Source organism: Agrobacterium sp. 16-172Ci (genome assembly GCF_053522725.1).
The window spans coordinates 17,321-40,831 of record NZ_JBNWBW010000008.1 but is presented as its reverse complement, the minus strand read 5'-3'; the positions used below and the strand labels follow the sequence as shown (position 1 = coordinate 40,831).

At 60.4% G+C, this 23,511-nt stretch carries 20 protein-coding genes; 10 read left to right on the top strand and 10 right to left on the bottom strand.

What is annotated here, in order from left to right; all coding sequences use genetic code 11:
* Positions 1-53: 53 nt before the first annotated feature.
* Together ACQZ40_RS10220 and ACQZ40_RS10215 are read left to right on the top strand one after the other, a co-directional pair.
* The gene (locus ACQZ40_RS10220; RefSeq protein WP_161987925.1) at positions 54-974 is read left to right on the top strand and encodes a sugar kinase; all 921 of its coding nucleotides are present in this window, start codon (positions 54-56) and stop codon (positions 972-974) included.
* A 161-nt stretch (positions 975-1,135) separates the two neighbouring features.
* Complete coding sequence (locus tag ACQZ40_RS10215; RefSeq protein WP_125146612.1) at positions 1,136-2,185, top strand: bifunctional monoglucosyl/glucuronosyl diacylglycerol synthase; 1,050 nt, start codon at positions 1,136-1,138, stop codon at positions 2,183-2,185.
* Between the two features lie 210 nt (positions 2,186-2,395).
* On the opposite strand, the gene ACQZ40_RS10210 is transcribed toward ACQZ40_RS10215, so the two are convergent.
* From ACQZ40_RS10210 to ACQZ40_RS10190, 5 genes are all read right to left on the bottom strand, one after another.
* Positions 2,396-2,617 carry a hypothetical protein gene (locus tag ACQZ40_RS10210; protein ID WP_448747884.1) on the bottom strand — a complete coding sequence of 74 codons (222 nt, stop codon included), beginning with the start codon at positions 2,615-2,617 and terminating at the stop codon, positions 2,396-2,398.
* The gene (locus ACQZ40_RS10205; RefSeq protein WP_448747883.1) at positions 2,611-3,219 is read right to left on the bottom strand and encodes a DUF2026 domain-containing protein; all 609 of its coding nucleotides are present in this window, start codon (positions 3,217-3,219) and stop codon (positions 2,611-2,613) included. Before ACQZ40_RS10205 ends, ACQZ40_RS10210 begins: the two co-directional genes overlap by 7 nt.
* A gap of 212 nt (positions 3,220-3,431) precedes the next feature.
* Complete coding sequence (gene der, locus ACQZ40_RS10200) at positions 3,432-4,862, bottom strand: ribosome biogenesis GTPase Der (protein WP_448747882.1); 1,431 nt, start codon at positions 4,860-4,862, stop codon at positions 3,432-3,434.
* A 132-nt stretch (positions 4,863-4,994) separates the two neighbouring features.
* Positions 4,995-5,666: a tetratricopeptide repeat protein gene (locus ACQZ40_RS10195; protein ID WP_448747881.1), complete on the bottom strand. Its 672-nt coding sequence runs from the start codon at positions 5,664-5,666 to the stop codon at positions 4,995-4,997.
* Between the two features lie 156 nt (positions 5,667-5,822).
* Positions 5,823-6,407, bottom strand: a complete 585-nt coding sequence (locus ACQZ40_RS10190) for an NnrU family protein (RefSeq protein ID WP_065655660.1) — start codon at positions 6,405-6,407, stop codon at positions 5,823-5,825.
* A gap of 149 nt (positions 6,408-6,556) precedes the next feature.
* On the opposite strand from ACQZ40_RS10190, the gene ACQZ40_RS10185 reads away from it, so the two are divergent.
* On the top strand, positions 6,557-7,540 hold the full coding sequence (locus tag ACQZ40_RS10185; protein WP_174039547.1) for a polysaccharide deacetylase family protein: 984 nt from the start codon (positions 6,557-6,559) through the stop codon (positions 7,538-7,540).
* A 262-nt stretch (positions 7,541-7,802) separates the two neighbouring features.
* On the opposite strand, the gene sbmA is transcribed toward ACQZ40_RS10185, so the two are convergent.
* The 4 genes from sbmA to ACQZ40_RS10165 form a co-directional block, all read right to left on the bottom strand.
* Complete coding sequence (sbmA, locus tag ACQZ40_RS10180) at positions 7,803-9,071, bottom strand: peptide antibiotic transporter SbmA (protein WP_065655658.1); 1,269 nt, start codon at positions 9,069-9,071, stop codon at positions 7,803-7,805.
* A 183-nt stretch (positions 9,072-9,254) separates the two neighbouring features.
* Complete coding sequence (locus tag ACQZ40_RS10175; RefSeq protein ID WP_271045348.1) at positions 9,255-10,445, bottom strand: MFS transporter; 1,191 nt, start codon at positions 10,443-10,445, stop codon at positions 9,255-9,257.
* 297 nt (positions 10,446-10,742) lie between these two features.
* Entirely contained in the window at positions 10,743-11,495 is a 753-nt protein-coding gene (gene map, locus ACQZ40_RS10170) for a type I methionyl aminopeptidase (protein WP_065655656.1), read from the bottom strand.
* Positions 11,496-11,549: 54 nt separating this feature from the next.
* Entirely contained in the window at positions 11,550-12,611 is a 1,062-nt protein-coding gene (locus tag ACQZ40_RS10165; RefSeq protein ID WP_080856655.1) for an LLM class flavin-dependent oxidoreductase, read from the bottom strand.
* A 230-nt stretch (positions 12,612-12,841) separates the two neighbouring features.
* On the opposite strand from ACQZ40_RS10165, the gene ACQZ40_RS10160 reads away from it, so the two are divergent.
* The 5 genes from ACQZ40_RS10160 (at position 12,842) to ACQZ40_RS10140 (ending at position 19,976) form a co-directional block, all read left to right on the top strand.
* Entirely contained in the window at positions 12,842-13,618 is a 777-nt protein-coding gene (locus tag ACQZ40_RS10160) for a 3-hydroxybutyrate dehydrogenase (RefSeq protein ID WP_448747880.1), read from the top strand.
* Positions 13,619-13,756: 138 nt separating this feature from the next.
* Positions 13,757-15,226: a xanthine dehydrogenase small subunit gene (gene xdhA, locus ACQZ40_RS10155; protein ID WP_448747879.1), complete on the top strand. Its 1,470-nt coding sequence runs from the start codon at positions 13,757-13,759 to the stop codon at positions 15,224-15,226.
* Positions 15,227-15,420: 194 nt separating this feature from the next.
* Positions 15,421-17,760, top strand: a complete 2,340-nt coding sequence (gene xdhB, locus ACQZ40_RS10150; RefSeq protein WP_448747878.1) for a xanthine dehydrogenase molybdopterin binding subunit — start codon at positions 15,421-15,423, stop codon at positions 17,758-17,760.
* Positions 17,761-17,954: 194 nt separating this feature from the next.
* Entirely contained in the window at positions 17,955-18,809 is an 855-nt protein-coding gene (gene xdhC / locus ACQZ40_RS10145; RefSeq protein WP_448747877.1) for a xanthine dehydrogenase accessory protein XdhC, read from the top strand.
* A 237-nt stretch (positions 18,810-19,046) separates the two neighbouring features.
* Positions 19,047-19,976 carry a LysR substrate-binding domain-containing protein gene (locus ACQZ40_RS10140; protein ID WP_433822699.1) on the top strand — a complete coding sequence of 310 codons (930 nt, stop codon included), beginning with the start codon at positions 19,047-19,049 and terminating at the stop codon, positions 19,974-19,976.
* On the opposite strand, the gene ACQZ40_RS10135 is transcribed toward ACQZ40_RS10140, so the two are convergent.
* Entirely contained in the window at positions 19,952-20,290 is a 339-nt protein-coding gene (locus ACQZ40_RS10135; RefSeq protein ID WP_003524238.1) for a hypothetical protein, read from the bottom strand. The two genes, ACQZ40_RS10140 and ACQZ40_RS10135, sit on opposite strands and share 25 nt — an antisense overlap.
* 505 nt (positions 20,291-20,795) lie before the next feature.
* On the opposite strand from ACQZ40_RS10135, the gene puuD reads away from it, so the two are divergent.
* Both puuD and guaD read left to right on the top strand, forming a co-directional pair.
* On the top strand, positions 20,796-22,058 hold the full coding sequence (gene puuD, locus ACQZ40_RS10130) for a urate hydroxylase PuuD (protein WP_065655649.1): 1,263 nt from the start codon (positions 20,796-20,798) through the stop codon (positions 22,056-22,058).
* Positions 22,055-23,365, top strand: coding sequence for a guanine deaminase (gene guaD, locus ACQZ40_RS10125; protein WP_448747876.1), 1,311 nt, complete (start codon positions 22,055-22,057; stop codon positions 23,363-23,365). Before puuD ends, guaD begins: the two co-directional genes overlap by 4 nt.
* Positions 23,366-23,511 lie beyond the last annotated feature (146 nt).

Here is a 23,511-nt window from a genome sequence, read left to right as displayed (position 1 = left end):
AGGCGCGCACTCGTCGTAAGCCGCATGGCTGGAAAAAACGGGAGGATAACGGCGTGGGCGGACGGTTTCTGTCGATTGGCGAATGCATGGTGGAACTGTCGCAGGCCGGCAACGGGCTGCTGCGCAAGGGCTTTGCCGGCGATACGTTCAATACCGCCTGGTATGCCCGGGCCTGCCTGCCGGGCGACTGGTCGGTCGATTATTTCACCGCGCTTGGCGACGATCCTCTTTCTGAAGACATGCTCACCTTCATCGCCGATGCCGGCATCGGCACGGAGAAAATCCGCCGCATCAAGGGCGGCACGCCCGGCCTTTACCTCATCAACCTGAAGGACGGCGAGCGCACCTTCAGTTACTGGCGCAACGCCGCCGCCGCAAGGCAGCTGGCCGCCGATGCGGACCACCTGCGCAGGACGGTGGAAAGCGCCGATGTCGTCTATTTCTCCGGCATCACGCTCGCCATTCTCGCCTCCGCCCATGATGTCGATACGTTCCTCGCCGAACTGCGACGCGCCAGGGCGGCGGGTAAGCTGGTGGTCTTCGACCCCAACATCCGCCCGCGCCTGTGGGCGGATAAGGATACGATGCTTGAGACCATCTCCAACGGCGCACGCGCCGCAGCGCTTGTCATGCCGAGCTTCGATGACGAGGCGAGCCATTTCGGCGATGTCTCCGTGGAAGCGACCATCGACCGCTACCGTTCGCTTGGCGTCGAAAACATCGTCGTGAAGGACGGCGCCAAGGGCGCGACGCTCGATTTCGGCGGCAGCCGCACTCACGCCCCGGCGGTGAAGGCCGTAGACGTGGTGGACACGACAAGCGCCGGCGACAGCTTCAACGGCGCTTTCCTCGCCCGTTATGTGACCGGCAGTTCGCCGGAGGAAGCGGCCACCTTCGCGGCAAGGGCGGCGGCAACCGTCATCGGTCACCACGGCGCGCTGATCAGCCCCGAGCTGCTGCCGCTGGTGGGATAAGGCTCCGTCGCACCGGGGAAGCGCGCAAACTTCTGCGCGCAAACCACGCTTCCCCGTCGTCACACACCCTGACATGATCCTGTAACACGCACGCCGCATATACGGGCAGAAGCCGGGCAATGGGGATTCGCCCGCGCGCAGATGAGCAGGATCAGTGTTTCATGACGAGAATCACGATTGTCACAGATGCCTGGCACCCGCAGGTCAACGGCGTGGTTCGCTCCATAGAAAACACCAATACCGAACTCGCTCGGCTCGGCGTCGATGTGCGCATGGTCACGCCGCAGAGTTTTTACAGCATCCCCTGCCCCACCTATCCGGAAATCCGCCTTTCGGTTGCCGGTTATCGCCGTGTGGCGGCGGAGATCGAAAAAAGCCAGCCCTCCTTCGTGCATATTGCAACGGAAGGGCCGCTGGGTTTCATGGCGCGGCGCTGGTGCGTGAAGAACCGCATGCGTTTTTCCACCAGCTATCACACCCGCTTTCCCGAATATGTGGCGGCGCGATTCCCTGTGCCGGAAAGCTGGCTTTATGCCTTCGTGCGCTGGTTCCACAATGGCGGCAACACCTGCATGGTGGCAACGCCGAGCCTTGAGACCGAACTGGAAGCGCGCGGCGTGCGCAACCTGAAGCGGTGGAGCCGCGGCATCGACGCCGAGCTTTTCCATCCCCGCCCGAAAGCAAAGCTGCCTTTCGATCTGCCGAGGCCGATTTTCATGACGGTGGGACGTGTGGCGGTGGAGAAGAACCTGCCGGAATTTCTGGAACTGGACCTGCCGGGTTCGAAGGTCGTCATCGGCGACGGCCCTGCCCGCCATGAATTGCAGGAGAAATATCCGGAGGTTTTGTTCACCGGCGTCAAGACCGGTGAGGAGCTGGCCGATGCCTATGCGCAGGCCGATGTCTTCGTTTTCCCCTCCAAGACCGACACGTTCGGCAACACCATTCTGGAAGCGCTTGCAAGCGGCGTGCCCGTGGCGGCCTTCCCCGTCACCGGGCCGATCGATATTCTCGGCGGCAACCCGGCAGCCGGTGCGCTGGACGATAATCTTCGCGATGCCTGTCTCGCAGCGCTTCATTGTTCGCCGCAGGAGGCGCTGGCGCTTTCCAGAAGCTACAGCTGGGAAAAAGCCTCACGTCAGTTCCTCGACAATGTCATTCACGCGGCAGGAAAATCCCTGCCGCTGCTGTCGCGTTCTCAGCTTGCATAAGGCGATCCCCGAAATTCTGTTCGGGAACGGTGGACGAAACGAAGCGGGAATGTCACAAGGCAATCAGGACGCGACTGCCGTTAACTTTAGAACGGGGTCGGGCTGCTGATTGACGTCAGGCGGCTGCCGCGAGAACACGCTGGCCGTCCTCTGTTTCCGGATGATACCGCCTCAGGACAAGGGAAGAAGCTCTTTCCGTTGGGCTACGCATCAGTGATTGATCCTCTCGATGATGTCCTTTGCAGCAATCGGCAGGGCGCTGTTGGGTATGACGGCCACCGTCCCGTGGAAAACCAGCACCAGACTGTCGGGCGGCGTGAGTGCGAGATGGTGAAGCCCAGCCTGCGTAGCAACATTGCCCCTATAAATCAAAAGGCCTTTTGCTGACAAAACCTTGGATCGACACTGCGCGGCGTAACCCGCCTTCACCATGCTCCGGTAAGCATCTGGCCGGAAAGCGGCACGGTCCGCGCCTTGCCGTCGCGATCCGTTACCGAAAGCGAGGCGGCCATCTGTTTCGGCGACTTGCGGAACCAGTTGGCGGCAACGCTCGCCATATCGCCGATCATCGCCTGCCTGTGCCAGTCGGCGAAGCGTCTTGCCGTGGCTTCGGGTTCGGAACGATAGAAGAAATCGCCGGATTGTCCGAGATCGTTGATGGATGCCGCCATGGCGGCAAGCGGCCGCTGGAACATTTTCGCCGGCACGGAAAGCCCATTGGCACCCTCCGAAAATGCCGGGGCCATGAAATCGATCGCCCAGCCATCCGCCTCGATCCAGCAGTGGAAGTTCTCGCCCGCGCCCGTCACATAACCGTCTTCACGGTGATCGGCGAATAGCAGCACGGTGCCGCCGAGATTATAGGCCGCAAGCCCGCCCTTCGGCACCGCCTTCACCTTGTAATGCTGCTGCAGGATGAAGGCGCCGAAGGTGCTGAAATACATGGAGGCCGAGGCGGGATCGGCATTCTGGCTGATGAGCAGGCTGTTGATGACGCGGTAAATCCGGTGATAGTCGGTCTGCTTGATCAGCATGGTCTTTTACTCTTCAAAACCGTGAAATTGGAGCGAGCGGGTGCACCTTGTTTCTTCTCCCCGAGGGGGAGAAGTCCGCGGCAGCGGGATGAGGGGGCGAGGCCAACAGTATACGGAGAGGTTGCCCCCTCATCCGACCCTTCGGGCCACCTTCTCCCCCTCGGGGAGAAGAAACACGCCGCAGCGTCGTGCATCATAAAAACGACGACCGATTACCGCCGCTTCTTCGCCTTGCTCTCGAACGGATTGTCAGACCCACGATAGTGCACGCGGATCGGCACGCCCTGCATGTCGAAATCCTTGCGCAGACCGTTCACCAGATAACGCGTATAGCTTTCCGGAATAGCTTCCGGCCGCGTGCAGGAAATCATGAATGCCGGCGGGCGGGCCTTTACCTGCGTCATGTATTTCAGCTTCAGGCGGCGGCCGGAAACAGCCGGCGGCGGATGCTGGGTCGTCTGCGAATCCAGCCAGCGGTTGAGGCGGGCGGTGGAGATGCGGCGGTTCCAGACCTTGTCGGTATCGATGATGTTCTGCATCAGCCGGTCGAGACCATAACCCGTCTGGCCGGAAATTGGCACGGCGCGGATGCCGCGCGCCTGCGGCAGAAGCCGCTCGGTCTTCTCGCGCAGATCGGCCAGATAGGCCTGCGGGTCTTCCACCAGATCCCATTTGTTGAAGGCAAGCACGGCGGCGCGGCCTTCGCGGATAACGAGGTCGACCAGCTGCAAATCCTGCTTTTCGAAGGGGATGGTGCTGTCGAAGACGATGACGACCGTTTCCGCAAAACGAATGGAGCGCAGCGAATCCGCCACCGAGAGCTTTTCCAGCTTCTCCGTCACCTTGGCCTTGCGGCGCATGCCGGCCGTGTCAAACATCTTGATGGTACGGCCGCGCCAGTCCCATTCGACTGAGATGCTGTCGCGGGTAATGCCGGCTTCCGGGCCGGTCAACAGGCGGTCTTCACCGAGGAAACGGTTGATCAGCGTCGACTTGCCCGCATTCGGCCGGCCGATAATGGCGACGCGCAGCGGCTTGGTCTCGTCATAAACCGGCTCCTCGTCTTCCTCGTCCTCGCTGCCCGGCTCGCCGCGCGGCAAAACGATATCCGTCTCCGCCTCGTCCACCTCAGGCGGGAAGGCCACGTCTTCACCGATCGCCTCGACGATGGCGTCGCGCAGGTCGATCATGCCCTGGCCGTGTTCGGCCGAGATCGGGCAAGGATCGCCAAGACCGAGCGTAAAGGCATCGTAGAAACCAGCATCCGAGCCGCGCGCTTCGGACTTGTTGGCCACCAGCACCACCGGCTTGCCACGACGGCGCAGCATTTCGGCCAGCGTCTCGTCGGCCGGCGTCAGACCCGCCTTGGCGTCCACGACAAACAGCGTCACATCGGCATCGTCGATTGCCGCTTCTGTCTGCGCCCACATGCGGCCCTGAAGCGTTTCCGGCCCGGATTGCTCCAGACCGGCGGTATCGATGATGGTGAAACGCAGGTCGACGAGCTTCGCCTCGCCGGGGCGGCGGTCGCGGGTCACACCCGGCGTATCGTCCACCAGCGCCAGCTTCTTTCCGACGAGACGGTTGAAAAGCGTGGACTTGCCGACATTGGGGCGCCCGACTATGGCGACGGTGAAGCTCATTGATCCTGGTTCCTTAAAGCACGTCTGCCCAAAACGTTACCTGTTTTGGGCAAAGGACATGCGTAAAATAATGAGTTGGATCGCTTTGGCAATGCACAGAATGCCGGCGCGATCCTGCGTGGCGCAGCGGCGTTAGGCAGCCTTGCCCGAAGCGGTGATATTGTCGAGCATGATCTGCGCGCGGTTCGTCACGTTGCGTGGCGCCTGCGCGTCGCTGACGATCTGCTCGAACCATTGTTTGGCCTTGGCGAAATCGCCGGCCTTGTAGGCGGCAAGACCCAGCGCCTCACGGGCTGAAGCGCGCATGGTCTGGCCATCGGTGCTCAAGGGCTCCGCAAGGGCGACGACCTGATCATAGGTACCGTTATCCACCAGCAGCCAGGCGGCGCGCACCTTGGCGGTATCGCGGAAGACCTGCGGTGCGGATGTGTCGTTGCCGATGGCGGTGAAGGCGGCGATGGCGCCGGCCGCATCACCCTTCTGCGACAGCAGCGTGGCCGAGCGGAACTTCGCCAGAACCGGATAATTGCCATGACCGGAAGTTTCGAGATCGGCGAAGGCCTTCAGCGCCTCATCCGTCTTGTTTTCGGAAGCGAGCTTCAGCGCCGCAAGGAACTGGTCGCCGGAATTGGAAGCGCGGCTGGTGTTCCAGTATTCGTAGATACCGGTGCCGGCGGCGCCCAGAACCACGAGAACGGCCGCACCCACGACCACGATACCGTAACGGCCCCAGAAGCGCGACAGCTGCTCGGAGCGGATCTGCTCGTTCACTTCGCGGATAAAGGTATCATTCTCGTTTGCCATCAAATTCTCCGTTACCCGCGCGGAGATCGTGTCCCGATCCATCCGTCCGCGGACATACCAAGCCGCTTACCCGGATCGGCAAAAGTAAGGCCAACCGGGTCATGGTCGGCCTTCTAGCCTATTTTGCCTGATATGTAAGGGGGAAACGTTGATTTCCTACAGGACGATGGGCTGAACGCCGATCAACCATTCGTGCAGTTTCAGGATGAAAGCACCCCACAGGACGATGCCGCCGACAACGGCCACCAGATCGTAACGGCCTGAAACGAAGTCCCGGACCACTTTTTCGCCTGCCCGTTCCCGGCGCTTCAGCGAAATCCGCATCACCACGCCCCAGGCGAGGAACGATACGAAAAGAAGAATGGAAGACGTCTCGCCATTGGCCAGAAGATGCGCGAGCGCCCATATCTTGACCGAAAGAATGAGCGGATGTTTCGTCTTCGTCGCGATGTGGCCAGCCGGGATGAGGCTGGCGATGAGACAGATCATCGCCGGCAGCATCAGGGTCACGGCAATGTGGCTCATCCAGACAGGTGGATACCACAACATTCCGGTTTCCTGCCGCGCTTCACCGAAGGCATAAATGACAAGGCCGAGCGTGATGAGGCTGACGAGCGAATAGACGCCCTTGAAAGGGCCTTCGCCCATCGACGCGATCATCCGCGCGCGAAATTGCGGTGCGACCACCTTCAAAAGATGCGTCAGCAGGAACAAGGCAAGACAGAGTGCGAGAAAAAGCATGAAACACGGTCCCCCGGTGGAACGAAGCGGCCCTATCACCGCAAGCTGCAACAGGAATTAGGCCGAAAGTCATGAAAACGCCAGACTATTCAAAGCTTCGCCTTATTCCACCCGCAAAAGGCCACGGTGTTTCATATGACGGATAACTGATGTTTCGCCCATTTGCCGCCTTTTCCCTGTCGCTTCTCGCCGCCCTTCCCGCTTTTGCGCAAGAGGCTGAGAAGCCGAAGCAGCTCGTCATCGTGTCCTTCGACGGTGCGGGCGACAATACGCTGTGGGAAAGAAGCCGGGCGACGGGCAAGCAAGTCGGCGCGCATTTTACCTATTTCCTTGCCTGCACGCTGGTGATGGACAGGAAAACCAGCGCCAAGACCTATCAGGGACCTGGCCAGAAGTCCGGACGTTCCAATGTCGGTTTCGGCCAGTCGCCGGAAGAGGTGGAGGCAAGGCTCAGAAACATCTGGGCCGCCTATCGCGAAGGCCACGAAATCGGCAACCACACCTGCGGCCATTTCGATGGCGGGCAATGGACGGCCGAACAATGGGACGGCGAATTCACCACCTTCACCAGCACGCTGGAAAACGCCTGGCAGATGATCGGCAAAAAGGGCGAGGAACCCGAAGGCTGGCGCGAGATGGTGAAAAAGATCAATGGTTTCCGCGCGCCGTATCTCTCGCAGGGGCCGGCGCTGACCGAAGCGCAGAAAAAGCACCGTTTCGTTTATGACGCCACCAGCATCACCAAGGGACCGGAATGGCCGGTGGAGCGCGACGGCATAGAGCATTTCGGCCTGCCGCTCATTCCGGAAGGCCCAGGCAACCGCCCGATCATCGCCATGGACTACAATCTCTTCATCCGCCACTCCATCGGCGTCGAGACGCCGGATCGTTCGAAGGAATTCGAGGAGCGCGCCTATACCGCCTTCCGCAATGCATTCGACAGGCAATATAATGGCGAGCGCATTCCGCTACAGATGGGCTTTCACTTCGTGAAGATGAACGGCGGCGCCTATTGGAACGCCTACGAGCGGCTGCTGCGCGAAGTCTGCGGCAGGCAGGATGTCGCCTGCGTGAGCTATGCCGAGGCGATGCCGATGATCGAGGCGCGGAAGAAACAGAAGACCGAGGGGTGAACTTCCTCATACTCTCCTGTTCGTGACAAAGGTCGAACACCCCTCCTCCGTCATGCCGGTCCCCGGAACAAGCCCGAGGATGACCCGGCATCGAGCTACGGCGCGTCTGCGCCGTGAGAAGAGTCTTTTGCGATCAAGGACTTGATCGCGCTGGACCCCGGATCTAGTCCGGGGTGACGGGTGCGAATGAGGCAGTTCACCAAACACATCGTCTTCTTAGGACGTGCTCAAGACCTGAAGGCGGCCAATCGGCCGCCTTTTTTCAAGGCTTGTTGGCCGCCAGCTCTCCGGCTTCCGCTTCCCGCTGAAGATAGCGCTCGTCGATATCCGGCAGGGGCTTGTCGTCGATCGCGGCCTCGAAGGCCACAAGACGTTTGTGGATGGACAGCAGCTCGATGATCGTTGTCCAGGAATTGACCAGATACTGGAACGAATTGCTGACCTGACCGAAGGCCGTGGCGATTTGCTGGTAGATACCATAGGTGATCTTGCCCGCCACGATGGTCGGAACGAGCATCAGAAGCAGGAACACCGCATCGGCCTGAATGTAGAAATACCGTGCGACGTTGAAATAGAGATAGTGCCAATACATACGGAAATAATTCTTCCGCACATTGGAGTAGAGTTCCTTGACTGTCGGCGGCTGGGCGCGGTCGGCGTGATCCTCGCCATAAACCAGTTCCTTACGATAGGCGGCTTCCACACGCTGATTGCGGAAGTTCAGGCCGGGCAGTTTGATGCCGACTGTCGCAAGAAGGACCGTGCCGAAGATGGACCAGACGATTGCCAGCCAGAACAGCGCATGCGGCACTTCGCCGAGGATCGGCAATTCAGAGACATAAGACGACAGCGCAAACAGGATCGGCAGGAACACGACGAGCGTCATCACCGAATTGATCAGGGTGATGCCCAATGCCTCAAGCGTCGAGGAAAACCGCATCGTATCTTCCTGAACACGCTGGGAAGCACCTTCGATGTGGCGCAGCTTTTCCCACTTGGACATGTAGAAGTCGTTCATCGCGGTGCGCCAGCGGAAGATATAATGGCTGGTGAAGAAATCTGTCAGGATCGAAACGGCCATGCTGAGAAAGGCGATCTTGGCGAATACGATCTGGAGACTATAGAAATCCCAGACCTCAATGCCCGGCTGTTTCGAAAGCGCATTTTGCAGAAGGTCACCGAAAGGCCGGCGGAAATTATTGATAACGACCGAAATCTGAACGCCGAAATAGGTCACCGCGATAATCAGCAGCGATCCCCAGATGGACCAGTACTTCCAGGGGTGATCCTTGGCGATAACGGTCCATACCCCACCGAACGCCGCCAGACACAAGGCGAGATAACCGTAAAAGAACAGGTTAGCCGGGACCAGGAAGTAGCTGAGATCGTAGGGTTCCTGTTCAGGCATTACGTAGCCCCAAGACCGACCTAACCCTTCAACGATGAAGTACCATCCGAGAATGGCGAAAAAAGCCCAGATAATGGCCGACGTGAAGAAGATTTTCGGTTTGGGAAAGAAGGAATGAAACACGTTTCGAACTCACGCGCGTTTGAAATCAGCCATTATTGGCGAAGCACTAGATGGCCCGAACCTAGGGCAGAAATTTGTGCACAGCAACGGAGAAGCGACGACCTTAACAAGATGTAAGGCGCAGATGGCGGACGATGGCCACCGGAAACACCGGATGAAAGGCAGGAAAAGACAGCCCGCGGCCTAGCGCCGCCGCTCCGTGGCGAGCACCGGCAGCATCAGCAGAATGCTGACGACGAGCACGGCGGAAGCGAGAATGCTGGGCGCGGTGAAACTTCCTGTCACTTCGGCAATCCAGCCGGCAGCAAGCGGCCCGACAATCTGGCCCGTGCCGAAAGCGGCCGTCATCAGCGCAAAGGCGCGACGCGGGCTCGGCCCGGCAAATTCCCGGCCGAGCTGCAGGCCATAGGCGGTGATGACCATGAAGGTCAGCCCGAGAAGCAGGCCTCCGGCCAGAACACCCGGCACCGGCGGCAGCATGACGGAAGCGAAAACACCGATGGCTTCGACAGCAAGAACGATGACGAAGGCGCGTTTCAGCCCCTGCGATTTCAACACCAGTTTCCAGAGAAAAAGCGAAATGGCAGCCGCGCAGCCTGTGATGAACCAGACCAGAAACTCCACGAAGGCGCCGGCGACGGCCATGCGGGCAATCGCCACGATGAAGGTGGCGGTGATGACGTAACCGAAACCGAAAAGCCCATAGGCCAGCGTCGTCAGGAAGAGCGGCCGCGTCCAGTGGAGCGGCGGCTCCGCCACCGAGGATGCATGTCGCGGCGGGCCTGCGGGCAGCACCCGCCAGACGAGAATGAATGTGATGAAGGAAAAGACAGCACCTGCAATCCACTCCTCCCGCCATGAGGAGCCGCCGCCGTCAAAAACGACGCCGATCAGATAGACCGCAAGCGAGGAGATCGCGATGCCCGCACCGACGCCGCCATAATGCAGCGCCTGAACGCTGTCCCTGCCCGCCTTGACAGCATGGCCGATAACGATCTGCGAGGTGAAGATCATGGTGAGCGCGCTGGCGACACCGGCCAGAAACCGGATGACGGTGAAGGCAGCGACGGAGTTGAAAGCCGCCATGGCAAGCAACAATGCCCCGGTGGCAAACAGGCCGCAGAGCGCCACCAGCCGTTCCCGCCCCGAACCCCACGAATAGGCCGCCAGAACCGCCCCCGCCAGATAACCGGCGAAGTTACCCGCTGCCACGATACCCGCATCCCCCGCCGAAAGCGGAACATCCGCCATCATGCCGGGCAGAATGGGGGTGAAGGAAAAGCGGCCGAAACCCATGGCGGAGGCCATCATCAGCGCCCCGGAAAATCCAAGTGCGGTCAGATGTCTGGCGGAAAGTGGCTTGTCGATGCTCATGCATGGCTTATCGCAACGGGGCGGATAGGGGACAAGCGAGTTATTTTGATCGGCGTTATAAGCGGTCGTTATCTGTCATGCGGCGAGCATCGATGCGTTCCGCGGGTGCCGCGTATTTCTTCTTCCCGCCGGGGAGAAGGTGGCCCGAAGGGTCGGATGAGGGGGCAGCTCTCCGAAATCCGGCGAGGGCGCCCCCTCATCCCGCTGCCGCGGACTTCTCCCCCTCGGGGAGAAGAAATAAGCGGCACGCGCTCGCTCCGACCTTAAAAGTGAGGGTGACGGAGGCAGGTGTAGCTGTCACTCAGCGAGCGTCAGCACCAGCGGCCCGTTCTTCGTCGCAACCACGGTGTGCTCATACTGCACCGTCGGCGCGCTCGGATCGCTATAGAGCGTCCAGGGATCGTCATCACCGTCCTCGGCCCAATAGGCGCCGGTCGACAGGAACGGCTCGACGGTGAACACCATGCCTTCCTGCATGATGCGCCGCTCGTCCTTGTCCGGCCAGGTCGCCAGTTCCTTCGGCTCCTCGTGCAGCGAGCGGCCGATACCGTGGCTGGCGAGATTGGTGATCAGCGTATAGCGGTTCTTCTTGGCAAAAGCGCCGATGGCGTTGCCGATATCGGCAAAAGGCCGGCCGGTTTTCACCTGCTGCAGGCCCGTCCACATGGCGCGTTTGCCATCGCGGCACAGCCGCTCGATGTCCTTCTTCACCGGCGGCACGGCGAAAGACGAGCCGGTATCGCCGAAAAAGCCGTTCTTCACCGCCGAGACATCGATATTGACGAGATCGCCCGCCTTGATGATGCGCGGTCCCGGAATGCCGTGGGCCACTTCCTCGTTGACGCTGATGCAGGTCGCGCCGGGAAACTTGTAGCAGAATTCCGGCGCCGATTGCGCACCATTATCCTCCAGCACCTTGCGGCCGATGGCATCCAGCTCGGCCGTGGTGATGCCGGGTTCCAGCGCGTCCGCCATGGTCTGCATCGCGACGGCGCACAAACGGCCGATGTCCTTCAGCAGAACCAGTTCTTCTTCGGTGGAAATGACCATGTCTCTGTCCGTCGTTCTGTATGGCGGGTCTCAAAACGCCCGCCTTGGCAATCATCAGGCCGTGGCTTTCACCGGATCGGCGCTCCCCGTCAATTCTTTTCTGACGATCGGGGCGACTTTCGTACCATAAAGCTCGATGCCGCGCATGATCTGATCGTGCGGCATCAGGCCGATGGCCATCTGCAGCAGGAAGCGATCGTTCCTGAAAACGCCATGCGCCTTGATGATCTTTTCCGCCACCAGTTCCGGCTCACCGAGGAAGAGATTGCCCTCCGGCCCGCGCGCGGCGTCGAAATGCGCGCGGTTCGTCGGCCCCCAGCCGCGCTCGCGGCCGATGCGGTTCATCACCTCCGCCTGCGGTCCATAAAACTGGTCCGCCGCCTTGGCGGTGGTGTCGGCAATGAAGCCGTGCACATTGATGCTGGTGCGCAGCTTCGTCTTCTCCTGCCCCGCGCGGCGCGCGGCCTCGTGGTAAAGATCGAACAGAGGCGCGAAGCGGCGATATTCGCCACCGATGATGGCAAGCGCCACCGGCAGACCCATGGCGCCTGCCCGCGCCACCGATTGCGGCGTGCCGCCAACCGCGATCCAGACCGGCAGACGCTCCTGCAACGGCCGCGGATAAACGCCACGCCCGTTAATGGCGGGATGCTTGGTGCCGGACCAGGTGACGATTTCCTGCTCCCGCAACGCCAGCAGCAGATCGAGCTTTTCGGCGAAGAGCACATCGTAATCCTCGAGATCGTAACCGAACAGCGGGTAGGATTCGATGAAGGAACCGCGCCCGGCCATGATTTCGGCGCGGCCGTTCGACAGGAGATCGACGGTCGAAAACTGCTGGAACACCCGCACCGGATCGTCCGAACTCAGCACCGAAACGGCGCTCGTCAGGCGAATATTCTTCGTCTTCACCGCCGCCGCCGCGAGAACGGTGGAGGGCGAGGAGACGACATAATCCGGACGGTGATGCTCCCCGAGGCCAAAGACATCGAGCCCGACCTGATCGGCAAGCTCGATCTCTTCGATGAGTTCGCGCAGCCGGCGCGCGCCTTCCGGCCCACGGCCATCGGCGGGGTTGGGATTGACATCCGCGAATGTGTAAAGACCGAGTTCCATAGATGATACCTCTGTTTGCTTGCCTCAGAGATAGGGACGGAAGCGCCCGCAGGCAAATGCAGAATCTGGCGCAAAATCTGGATGCTTAGCTTCGAAAAAATGGATGGGCGCGGCCTGTTTCACCGCGCTACCGAGCTCCCCTTAAATGGTGCCAAATGGCGATTGCCAGCCCGCCCCCTTTGGGCATACCTTGCTTAAACATGTGCGAAGTAATGCAAAAAGGGGAAAGCATGCATCGGACAGTTATCGTGACGGGCTCTACAAGCGGTATCGGCCTTGCGATTGCGCAGCGATTTGCGCGGGAGGGCGCCAATATTGTACTGAACGGTTTCGGCGATGAGGACGAGATCGAAAAACTGCGCCTTTTGCTGGAAGCGGAAAGCGGCGGGCGCGTGCTTTATCACCCCGCGGATATGACGAAACCGGACGAGATCGCCGATCTCATTCAATCCTCGCACGAAAAACTCGGCTCGGTGGATGTGCTCGTCAACAATGCCGGCATCCAGCATATCGCGCCCATCGAGGAGTTTCCGCCGGAGAAATGGGACTGGATCATCGCCATCAATCTGACCAGTTCCTTCCATACCATGCGCACTGCGATACCGCTGATGAAGAAGGCCGGAAAAGGCCGTATCATCAACATCGCATCCGCCCACGGTCTCGTCGCCTCGCCGTTCAAATCGGCCTATGTGGCGGCCAAGCACGGCATCATGGGCCTGACGAAGACGGCGGCGCTCGAGCTTGCGCAAACCGGGGTTACCGTCAACGCCATCTGTCCGGGTTATGTGCTCACACCGCTCGTCGAAAAGCAGATACCGGAAATGGCGAAGGTACGCGGCATCAGCGAAGAGGCGGTGAAGAACGACGTGATGCTGGAACTGCAGGCGACCAAGCAGTTCGTCACCGTCGACGATGTAGCCGCCGCCGCACTGTTTCTGGCAAGCGATGCCGCAAGCAACATCACCGGCACCCATATTTCCGTGGATGGCGGCTGGACGGCGCAATAATTGCCGAACTTTCTTTCCGTTTTGGAAACAATGAATTGCCAAAACGGAAATCGATATACGCCTGCGGGCGTGCATATGATGCGCAGGGACAATGACAAGAAACCGGCTCGGCAGCCGGTCAAAAAAGCAGGGCATTGCATGAACGACGCGATCAGCTTCATCCTCAACAGCGAAACCATCTCGCTGAAGGATTTCGGACCGACAGACACGCTTCTCGATTATCTCCGCATCAGCAAGCGGTTGACCGGGACCAAGGAAGGCTGCGCCGAAGGCGATTGCGGCGCCTGCACGGTGCTGGTCGGGCGGCTGCTGGATGGCTCGCTGCGTTATGAAAGCGTCAATGCCTGCATCCGCTTTTTAGGCTCGCTGCACGGCAGCCATATCGTGACGGTCGAGCATCTGGCCGCGCGCGACGGTACGCTACACCCCGTGCAGCAGGCGATGGTGGATTTCCACGGCTCGCAATGCGGTTTCTGCACGCCGGGCTTCATCATGTCGCTTTACGGTCTCTGGCTTGCCAGTGAAAGCCCCGGCCGCGCCGATATCGAAAAGGCGCTGCAAGGCAATCTCTGTCGATGCACGGGTTATGAGCCGATAGTCCGCGCCGCCGAAAAGATCGCCGCTGCCCGCCCGAGCGCGCTGTTCGACCCGCTGCAACGCGACCGCACCGATATTATGGCCAGGCTCTGGGCGATCCGTGCCAATGAGACGATCACCGTTACCCACGGCGAGGACCGCACCATCGTTCCGGCGACACTGGCCGAACTGACCGAAATTTACGCCGCTGAACCGAAGGCGACCATCGTTGCCGGCTCCACGGATGTCGGCCTGTGGGTGACAAAGCAGATGCGGGCGCTGAACCCGGTCATCTTCATCAACAATCTCGGGGATCTGCAAACCATCACCGTAGATGCGGACGGCGTGACACTCGGTGCCGGCGTCACCTATAGCCAGGCCTTCAAGACCGTTGCGAAACACTTCCCGCCGATTGCCCGGCTGTTCGACCGCCTCGGCGGCGAGCAGGTACGCAATATGGGCACCATCGGCGGCAATATCGCCAACGGTTCGCCCATCGGCGATACGCCGCCGGCGCTGATCGCGCTCGGGGCGACGCTGACCTTGCGATCCTCCTCCGGCAACCGCAGCCTGCCGCTGGAAAGCTATTTCATCGACTATGGCAAACAGGACCGGCTAAGCGGCGAATTCGTCGAAAAGCTCTTCATCCCGTTCCGGAAGCCGGAAAGCCTCTACGCCGTCTACAAGATTTCCAAGCGCCGCGACGAGGATATTTCCGCGCTCTGCGGCGCCTTCAACCTGACGCTCGATGCCGATGGCGCGGTCGAAGACATCCGCATCGCCTTCGGCGGCATGGCCGGCACGCCGAAACGCGCCGCGCATCTGGAGGCGGCGCTTCTCGGCAAGGCGTGGTCGCAGGAAACCATCGATGCGGCGCGCGATGTGCTGGACGAGGATTTCACCCCGCTGACCGACTGGCGGGCGACTGCCGAATATCGGCAACTGACGGCTAAAAACCTGCTGACGCGGTTTTTCCTCGAGACTTCGGGGCAAAAGCAGGAACTCAGCCGTTTCTCGCTGGAGGAGGCGTGATGATGGCGATGGCGACACCCGCACTCTCCCTCATTCCTGTGCTTGTCACAGGAATCCAGCCGACGCGCGTCTGCGCGGCGAAAGACTCTTTTAAGCCCAAAGACTTGGGCTGGCTGGATTCCTGTGACAAGCACAGGAATGAGGGACTATCATCGCTGTCATATGCCGTAATTCACCAAGAAGGAGCTTGAACCATGGACACCACAAGCTTCGACAAGACCAAGACCGAAATCGACGGCCCGATGCACGCTTCGCTCCGGCACGATTCCGCCCATAAGCATGTGACGGGCAGCGCCGAATATATCGACGATATTCCCGAACCCGCCGGATTGATCCACGGCGCTCTCGGTCTTTCTGACCGGGCACATGCCGAAATCGTCTCGATGGACCTCTCGGAAGTGGAAAAGACACCCGGCGTGCTCTGGGTCATGGTTGCCAAGGACGTACCCGGCGAAAACGACATCTCTTCCGGCGGCCGTCACGACGAGCCGCTGCTTGCCGAAACCAAGGTGGAATTCCACGGCCAGCCGATCTTCGCGGTTTTCGCCGAAACCCGCGATATCGCCAGAAAAGCGGCCCGGAAAGCAAAGATCACCTATAAGGACCTGCCGCATTTCACCGATATCGACACGGCGATTGAAAATGGCGGCGCGCTGGTCATTGACCCGATGACACTCAAGCGCGGCGATGCCAAAATCGAAATGGATGTCGCACCCCGTCGCCTCACCGGCACCATGCGGATCGGCGGGCAGGAGCATTTTTATCTCGAAAGCCACATCGCCATGGCCGTACCGGGCGAGGATGACGAGGTGACGTTATGGAGCTCCACCCAGCATCCGAGCGAAATCCAGCACATCGTCAGCCATATGCTTCAGGTCCCGTCCAACGCCGTCACGGTGCAGGTGCGCCGTATGGGCGGCGGTTTCGGCGGCAAGGAAACGCAGGGCAACCAGTTCGCCGCCCTCTGCGCCATCACCGCCAAGAAGCTGAACCGGGCCGTTAAAATCCGCCCCGACCGCGACGAGGATATGAGCGCCACCGGCAAGCGCCACGATTTCCGCGTCGATTACGAACTGGGCTTCGATGAAGAAGGCCGCATCCACGCCGTCGACGCCACCTATGCCGCCCGCTGCGGTTTTTCCTCCGATCTCTCCGGCCCGGTGACGGACCGCGCGCTGTTCCATGCCGATTCCAGCTATTTCTATCCGCATGTGCATCTCACCTCGCGGCCGCTGAAAACCCACACGGTCTCCAACACCGCCTTTCGCGGTTTCGGCGGGCCGCAGGGCATGCTGGGGGCGGAACGTTTCATCGAGGAAATCGCCTATGCGGTGGGCAAGGACCCGCTCGATATCCGCAAGCTGAATTTCTACGGCAAGACCGGCTCGGGCCGCACCACGACGCCCTATCATCAGGAGGTCGAGGACAACATCATCGCCCGCATCGTCGAGGAGCTGGAAACCTCCAGCGACTATCGCGCGCGACGCGAGGCGATCATCGAGTTCAACAAAACGAGCCCGATCATCCGCAAGGGCATCGCGCTGACGCCAGTCAAATTCGGCATCTCCTTCACCATGACCGCCTTCAATCAGGCGGGCGCGCTGGTGCATATCTATAATGACGGCTCCATCCACCTGAACCATGGCGGCACCGAAATGGGCCAGGGCCTTTACACCAAGGTGGCGCAGGTGGTGGCCGATGCCTTCCAGGTGGATATCGGCCGGGTGAAGATCACAGCCACGACAACGGGCAAGGTGCCGAACACGTCGGCCACCGCCGCCTCCTCCGGCACCGACCTCAACGGTATGGCGGCCTATGACGCCGCCCGTCAGATCCGCGAGCGGCTGGTCAAATTCGCCGCCGAGAACTGGAACGTCCCCGAAGAGGAAGTCGTTTTCCTGCCGAACCGGGTGCGTATCGGCCTTGAGGAAATCGCTTTCAATGATTTCATCAAAAAGGCCTATTTCGCCCGCGTGCAGCTTTCCGCCGCCGGTTTTTACAAGACGCCGAAAATCCACTGGGACCGCGCCGCCGGCCGCGGCACGCCGTTTTATTATTTCGCCTATGGCGCGGCCTGCTCGGAAGTGTCGATCGATACGCTGACCGGCGAATACCTGATGGCACGCACCGATATCCTCCACGATGTCGGCAAGTCGCTGAACCCGGCCATTGATATTGGCCAGGTGGAAGGCGCCTTCGTGCAGGGCATGGGCTGGCTGACGACGGAAGAATTGTGGTGGGACGGCAAGGGCCGGCTGCGCACCCATGCGCCCTCCACCTACAAGATTCCGCTCGCCTCCGACCGGCCGAAGAGCTTTAACGTCAAGCTGGCGGAATGGGCGGAAAATGCCGAACCCACCATTGGCCGCTCAAAAGCCGTGGGCGAACCGCCCTTCATGCTGGCGATCTCGGTTCTCGAAGCCCTCTCCATGGCGGTCGCCTCCGTCGCCGATTACAAGGTCTGCCCGCGGCTTGACGCGCCGGCAACGCCGGAGCGGGTTCTGATGGCGGTGGAACGGCTGAAGAAGGTGTGAGGGGGAGGTTTCCATGCGGCCAAGTCCCCTCATCCGGCCCTTCGGGCCACCTTCTCCCCGGCGGGGAGAAGAAATCTGCCGCACCGTCGCGGCAATTCAAAAGTGTTGCGGTCGTAGTGCGGAGCTTGCGGGAACTTTCTTCTCCCCGCCGGGGAGAAGGGGGCCCGAAGGGCCGGATGAGGGGGCCAGCGTCAATGCCTGACACCTCCCTGCCCTCTTTCCTCACCCGCTCCCCCACCGCGATCCTCGTAGAAATCGAGGCCGTGAAAGGGTCTTCCCCGCGTGAGGCCGGAACCTTCATGCTGGTCTCGCAAGACGGCCTGTGGGAAACCATCGGCGGCGGGCAGTTTGAATATATGGCGATAGACCACGCCCGCGCCATGCTGCGAACAGGTGCTGCCGAAGACCGCATGGATATTCCGCTAGGGCCGGAAATCGGCCAGTGCTGCGGCGGCCGCACCCTGCTCCGGTTCCGGCTGATAACTTCGGAAATTGCGGCAGCGCTGGAAGCGAGGGTGAAGGGCGAGGCCGAGCAACAACCCTCCGTCTTCATTTTCGGGGCGGGTCATGTCGGCAAGGCGCTGGCCGAGGCGCTGTCGCTGCTGCCCCTGACGCTGACAGTGGTGGAAACGCGGGAAAACGAGCTGCACGATCTTCCAGTGAACATCGCATCCGTGCTGACCCCCATGCCGGAGGCGCTCGTCGCGAAAATTCCTGCAAACGGGGCAGCGATCATCGTCACCCACGATCACGCGCTCGATTTCCTCATCGCGAAGGAAGCGCTTGCCCGCGACGATCTCGCCTATGTCGGCATGATCGGCTCGAAGACCAAACGCGCCACCTTCGCCCATTGGCTGGAGCGGGAGGGAGAGCCCCTGTCCCGCCTTGCGAAGCTCATCCTGCCCATCGGCGGCAATAGCGTCAGGGACAAGCGGCCTGCGATCATAGCGGCCCTTGTGGCAACCGAGTTGTTGCAAGCATTTTCCGCTGCCGAAACCCGTCGCAGCGAAAATCGACACGGCCATCCTCAAGGCCAAGATCACGCCTGAGCCCATCCGGCAGGCTTTCATCCGCCAGATTGTCGGGTTGAAGGCTTTCAAGAGTAAACCGTTCCGCTGTCCGCAGACCCGCACGCAGGCGGGACCACGCGCGCAAGAGTGCTGTGCGCATGTCCGTCTCCATTCAAAAATGTCAGAAGCTCAGTTGATGAATTGAGCTAAAAATGCTCTGTTTTCCGGAGAAAAACCAATGAAACCTTCGGCAATTGGCATAAAGAGAACTTATCCATGAAAATGTCCCGCCAGTTTCCCTTGAACGCCCTGCGGGTGTTCGAAGCTGCCGCAAGGCATCTGAGCTTCACCAAGGCCGGCGAAGAGCTGGGCATGACCCAGACGGCGGTGAGCTATCAGGTGAAACTGCTGGAGGAGAATATCGGCGAGCCGCTCTTCATCAGAAAGGCGAGGCAGGTCTCGCTGACAGAGGCGGGGCAGAAACTTGCGCCGAAAGTCGCGGAAGCCTTCAACAATCTGCGGGAGGCCGTCGACAATGTGCGTGACACGTCCGATGCGACCCTGACAATCCATTCCACCGCTACCTTCGCCTCACGCTGGCTTTCGCGGCATCTGGGTGCTTTCCAGCTCGAACATCCCTCGATTGCCGTGCGGCTCGACACATCAAGCGCTTTGATCGATTTTTCCCAGTCGGATTGCGATGTCGCCATTCGCTGGAGCAAAGATAGCGGCAAAGGGCTGATCTACCATCAACTGCTGCGCGGCGTTTACACGCCGATGCTGCATCCGGGCCTTGCCGAAAGCATCGGCGGATTGCACAAGCCGGAAGACCTGCTGCGCCTGCGCATCATCGATCCCGGCGACATCTGGTGGAGCCAATGGTTTCGGGAAGTGGGTGTTGAAAATCCCGGCCTCGACCGTTATCCCCGCAGTCGCCTCAATGTGCAGGCCTTCGAAGCCGCCGCCGCAATCGCCAGCCAGGGGGTGGCCATGCTCACCCCTGAACTCTATGCCGATGAGATTGCGCTCGGCCGCCTTTATCAACCCTTCGAGCACCTCAGCAGCGAAGGCAAGAACTATTGGCTGGTCTACCCCGAAAACCGCAGGAACATCCGCAAGATCAGGCTGTTCCGCGACTGGATATTGAAGCGGATCGAGGAAAGCCGGCCGCAGCAACTGCCTCAAAACCCCATATCCGGCGCATAAAAACAGCGCGGCGTGTCCTCATCCGGAAACAGACAGAGATGATATTCGCCGTCCTCGGATCGTCTTGCCTCGCGCTGCGACCAGTTGAAGACATGGCGTCGGGTGACCATGCGGTGATCGCCAGGTGCGAGCGAGACCTCGTAACCGTCGGGCGTGACACGAACACTGCGCGTGGGAATCATCTGGCAGTCGCCGGTTTCGGCGTCGCCATTGCAGCAATAGCTTTCATATTTGAACCCCTTGTGGGATTCATGGGCAAGCGCGGTGGCGCTGAACGCCAGAGATAAGAAGAGGACCGTCAGAACAAGGCGCATCGGCATGGTCTCCGTTGAAACAACGGCGGCTGCCGGAAGATCATTGCGTCCCTTTATTCAAATTTCACATCAACACCCACCCGGACACAACGGCACCGGGAACTGCGATACCTGCCCCTGATCTGCCCCCACCCAGGGTTCGCAGCGCCCGCTTTCGGAAGAACCGCCAGCGAAACATATCATGGAAGCCCTGCGCATCGGCGTAAAACCGGAATGGATTTCCGGCAAGGCGCCCCGCAGGACTCTGCAGCCTTATATTTTAGCACATCGGCAGACTGCACGAAGGATAATAGCTGAGTCGCGTTAGCCAGCTAAGCACAAACTATGCGACAGGAATGAGCGGCTGCAACTTTACCGGGCCAACCCACGTACACCGGCGAACTCCATCGAGATTGCGGACACAACGGCGCCAGATTGTGAACAATCACCGCCTGTCCTTTGCTTTTCCCTTTCCTAAAGGTCAAATTTCTCGCAAGGTGCGCTGCACAAGGATCAGGGGAACCGCATGTACGAATACGCCATTGCGTGGGAATGGATGGCCTTTGCCGTCCGCTGGCTCCACGTCATCACCGCCATCGCCTGGATCGGCTCATCCTTTTATTTCATCGCGCTCGATCTCGGGCTGGTCAAACGGCCGCATCTGCCGCCGGGGGCCTATGGCGAGGAATGGCAGGTGCATGGTGGCGGCTTTTACCACATCCAGAAATATCTGGTCGCGCCGGCCCAGATGCCCGAGCACCTGACATGGTTCAAATGGGAAAGCTACGTCACCTGGCTGTCCGGCTTCGCCATGCTCTGCATCGTTTATTACGGCGGCGCCGATCTCTTCCTCATCGATCATTCGGTGCTGGCGCTCACCCAGTTCCAGGCCATCTGTCTGTCGCTCGCCTCGCTTGCCATCGGCTGGCTGTTTTACGATTTCCTCTGCAAATCGCCGCTCGGCAACAATACCTGGGGCCTGATGATCGTGCTCTATGTCGCGCTGGTGGCGATGGCATGGGGTTACACGCAGGTTTTCACCGGCCGCGCCGCCTTCCTGCATCTCGGCGCTTTCACCGCCACCATCATGTCGGCGAATGTGTTCTTCATCATCATCCCCAACCAGAAGATCGTGGTTGCCGACCTGATCGCCGGGCGCACGCCGGACCCGAAATATGGCCGCATCGCCAAACAGCGCTCACTGCACAACAACTATCTGACGCTGCCCGTCATCTTCTTCATGCTGTCGAACCATTATCCGCTGGCCTTTGCCACGCAGTTTAACTGGATCATCGCGGCGCTGGTGTTCCTGATGGGCGTCACCATCCGCCACTGGTTCAACACCACCCATGCCCGCAAGGGCAAGCCGACATGGACGTGGCTGCTGACTGCCCTCATCTTCATCGTCATCATGTGGCTTTCCACCGTGCCGAAAGTGCTCACCGGCGAAGAGGTAGAGAAGGCCGCCACCCTCTCCCCCATGCAGCAGCAATTCGTCAGCGATGCCCATTTTACCAAGGCGCGTGACGTGGTTCAGGGTCGTTGTTCCATGTGCCATGCGGCCGAACCGGTGTGGGAAGGCGTGCCCTTCACGCCGAAATCCGTGAAGCTCGAGACCGACGAGCAGATCGCCGCCCATGCCCGCGAAATCTATTTGCAAGCCGGCCGCAGCCATGCCATGCCTCCCGGCAACATCACCGCCATCACCCCGGATGAGCGCAAGCTGCTGACCGCCTGGTATGAAAGTGCGGTTTCCGGGGCTGGAAAAGCCGAAGGAAAGACTGAATGAGCATGGTTCTGCTGCGTGGCCGCCTGCTGAGCTTCCGCCGCGCGCCGCTCGCAATCGACGATACGCAAAGCTACCTTTATATCGAAGACGGTGGCCTGCTGATCGAAGACGGCAGGATCGCTGCCATCGGCGAATACGCCGATATCCGTAGACAAGCCCCCGAAGACATCGAGGAAAAGGACCACCGGCCGCATCTCATCGTGCCGGGCCTGATCGATATGCACCTGCATTTCCCGCAGATGCAGGTCATCGGCTCCTATGCCGCCAACCTGCTGGAATGGCTGAACACCTATACTTTCCCGGAAGAATGCCGTTTCGTCGAAAGCGCCCATGCCCAGCGCATCGCCACGCATTTTTACGACGAACTGCTGCGCCACGGCACAACAACCGCCGCTGCCTATTGCTCGGTGCACAAGACCTCCGCCGACGCCTTCTTCACTGAGGCCATGAAGCGCAACATGCTGATGGTGGGCGGCAAGGTGATGATGGACCGCAACGCCCCGCAGGGCCTGCTGGACACGCCGGAAACCTCCTATGACGAGACCCGCGCTGTCATCGCCGACTGGCACGGCAAGGGCCGCAACCACGTGGCCATCACCCCCCGCTTCGCTATCACCTCCACCCCGAAGCAGATGGAAGCCGCACAGGCGCTGGCGCAGGAATTTCCCGATCTCTTCATCCAGACGCATCTCTCGGAAAATCTCGACGAGATCAAATATACCTGCGAGCTTTACCCCGAAGCGACCGACTATACCGATATCTATGTGCGTTACGGACTGATGGGCAACAAGACCCTGCTCGGCCACGCCATCCACCTCTCGGAGCGCGAGGCGGACGTGCTGTCGGAAACCGGCGCGGTCGCGGTGCATTGCCCCACCTCGAACCTCTTCATCGGCTCCGGCCTCTTCCCGATGAAAAAGCTGCAACGGCGCGAAAAGCCGGTGCGCATCGCGGTTGCGACCGATATCGGCGGCGGATCGAGCTATTCCATGCTGCGCACCATGGATGAGGCCTACAAGATCCAGCAATTGCTGGGCGAGCGCCTCAACCCGCTGGAAAGCTGGTATCTGATGACCCGCGGTAATGCCGAGGCCCTTTCCATGGTCGATCGCATCGGCACGCTGGACGCCGGCACGGACGCGGACATCACCGTGCTCAACGCCTCTTCCACCCCCGCCATGGCGCTGAAGATGGAAGTGGTGAACAGCCTGACGGAAGAGCTCTTCCTAATGTTGACCATGGGCGACGACCGCACGGTTGTGGAAACCTATGTGGCCGGCAGGGCGATGAAGAGCACGCTTGCATAGTTCGGCTGAGGCCGAAACATAAAGCCGCCGGCTCACTTACACAGTCATATATTGGATCAAGCGGGTGCCTCGTCTTTCTTCTCCCCGCCGGGGAGAAGTCCGCGGCAGCGGAATGAGGGGGCAAGGGTAGTGAGTTACGGCAACGT

What these genes read in the sequence shown, in the direction of transcription:
- ACQZ40_RS10215 (WP_125146612.1), top strand. Translation starts at nt 1,136, where the DNA reads ATGACGAGAATCACGATTGTCACAGATGCCTGGCACCCGCAGGTCAAC.
- ACQZ40_RS10210 (WP_448747884.1), bottom strand. Translation starts at nt 2,617, where the DNA reads ATGGTGAAGGCGGGTTACGCCGCGCAGTGTCGATCCAAGGTTTTGTCA.
- ACQZ40_RS10205 (WP_448747883.1), bottom strand. Translation starts at nt 3,219, where the DNA reads ATGCTGATCAAGCAGACCGACTATCACCGGATTTACCGCGTCATCAAC.
- der (WP_448747882.1), bottom strand. Translation starts at nt 4,862, where the DNA reads ATGAGCTTCACCGTCGCCATAGTCGGGCGCCCCAATGTCGGCAAGTCC.
- ACQZ40_RS10195 (WP_448747881.1), bottom strand. Translation starts at nt 5,666, where the DNA reads ATGGCAAACGAGAATGATACCTTTATCCGCGAAGTGAACGAGCAGATC.
- ACQZ40_RS10190 (WP_065655660.1), bottom strand. Translation starts at nt 6,407, where the DNA reads ATGCTTTTTCTCGCACTCTGTCTTGCCTTGTTCCTGCTGACGCATCTT.
- ACQZ40_RS10185 (WP_174039547.1), top strand. Translation starts at nt 6,557, where the DNA reads ATGTTTCGCCCATTTGCCGCCTTTTCCCTGTCGCTTCTCGCCGCCCTT.
- ACQZ40_RS10175 (WP_271045348.1), bottom strand. Translation starts at nt 10,445, where the DNA reads ATGAGCATCGACAAGCCACTTTCCGCCAGACATCTGACCGCACTTGGA.
- map (WP_065655656.1), bottom strand. Translation starts at nt 11,495, where the DNA reads ATGGTCATTTCCACCGAAGAAGAACTGGTTCTGCTGAAGGACATCGGC.
- ACQZ40_RS10165 (WP_080856655.1), bottom strand. Translation starts at nt 12,611, where the DNA reads ATGGAACTCGGTCTTTACACATTCGCGGATGTCAATCCCAACCCCGCC.
- ACQZ40_RS10160 (WP_448747880.1), top strand. Translation starts at nt 12,842, where the DNA reads ATGCATCGGACAGTTATCGTGACGGGCTCTACAAGCGGTATCGGCCTT.
- xdhA (WP_448747879.1), top strand. Translation starts at nt 13,757, where the DNA reads ATGAACGACGCGATCAGCTTCATCCTCAACAGCGAAACCATCTCGCTG.
- xdhB (WP_448747878.1), top strand. Translation starts at nt 15,421, where the DNA reads ATGGACACCACAAGCTTCGACAAGACCAAGACCGAAATCGACGGCCCG.
- xdhC (WP_448747877.1), top strand. Translation starts at nt 17,955, where the DNA reads ATGCCTGACACCTCCCTGCCCTCTTTCCTCACCCGCTCCCCCACCGCG.
- ACQZ40_RS10140 (WP_433822699.1), top strand. Translation starts at nt 19,047, where the DNA reads ATGAAAATGTCCCGCCAGTTTCCCTTGAACGCCCTGCGGGTGTTCGAA.
- ACQZ40_RS10135 (WP_003524238.1), bottom strand. Translation starts at nt 20,290, where the DNA reads ATGCGCCTTGTTCTGACGGTCCTCTTCTTATCTCTGGCGTTCAGCGCC.
- puuD (WP_065655649.1), top strand. Translation starts at nt 20,796, where the DNA reads ATGTACGAATACGCCATTGCGTGGGAATGGATGGCCTTTGCCGTCCGC.
- guaD (WP_448747876.1), top strand. Translation starts at nt 22,055, where the DNA reads ATGAGCATGGTTCTGCTGCGTGGCCGCCTGCTGAGCTTCCGCCGCGCG.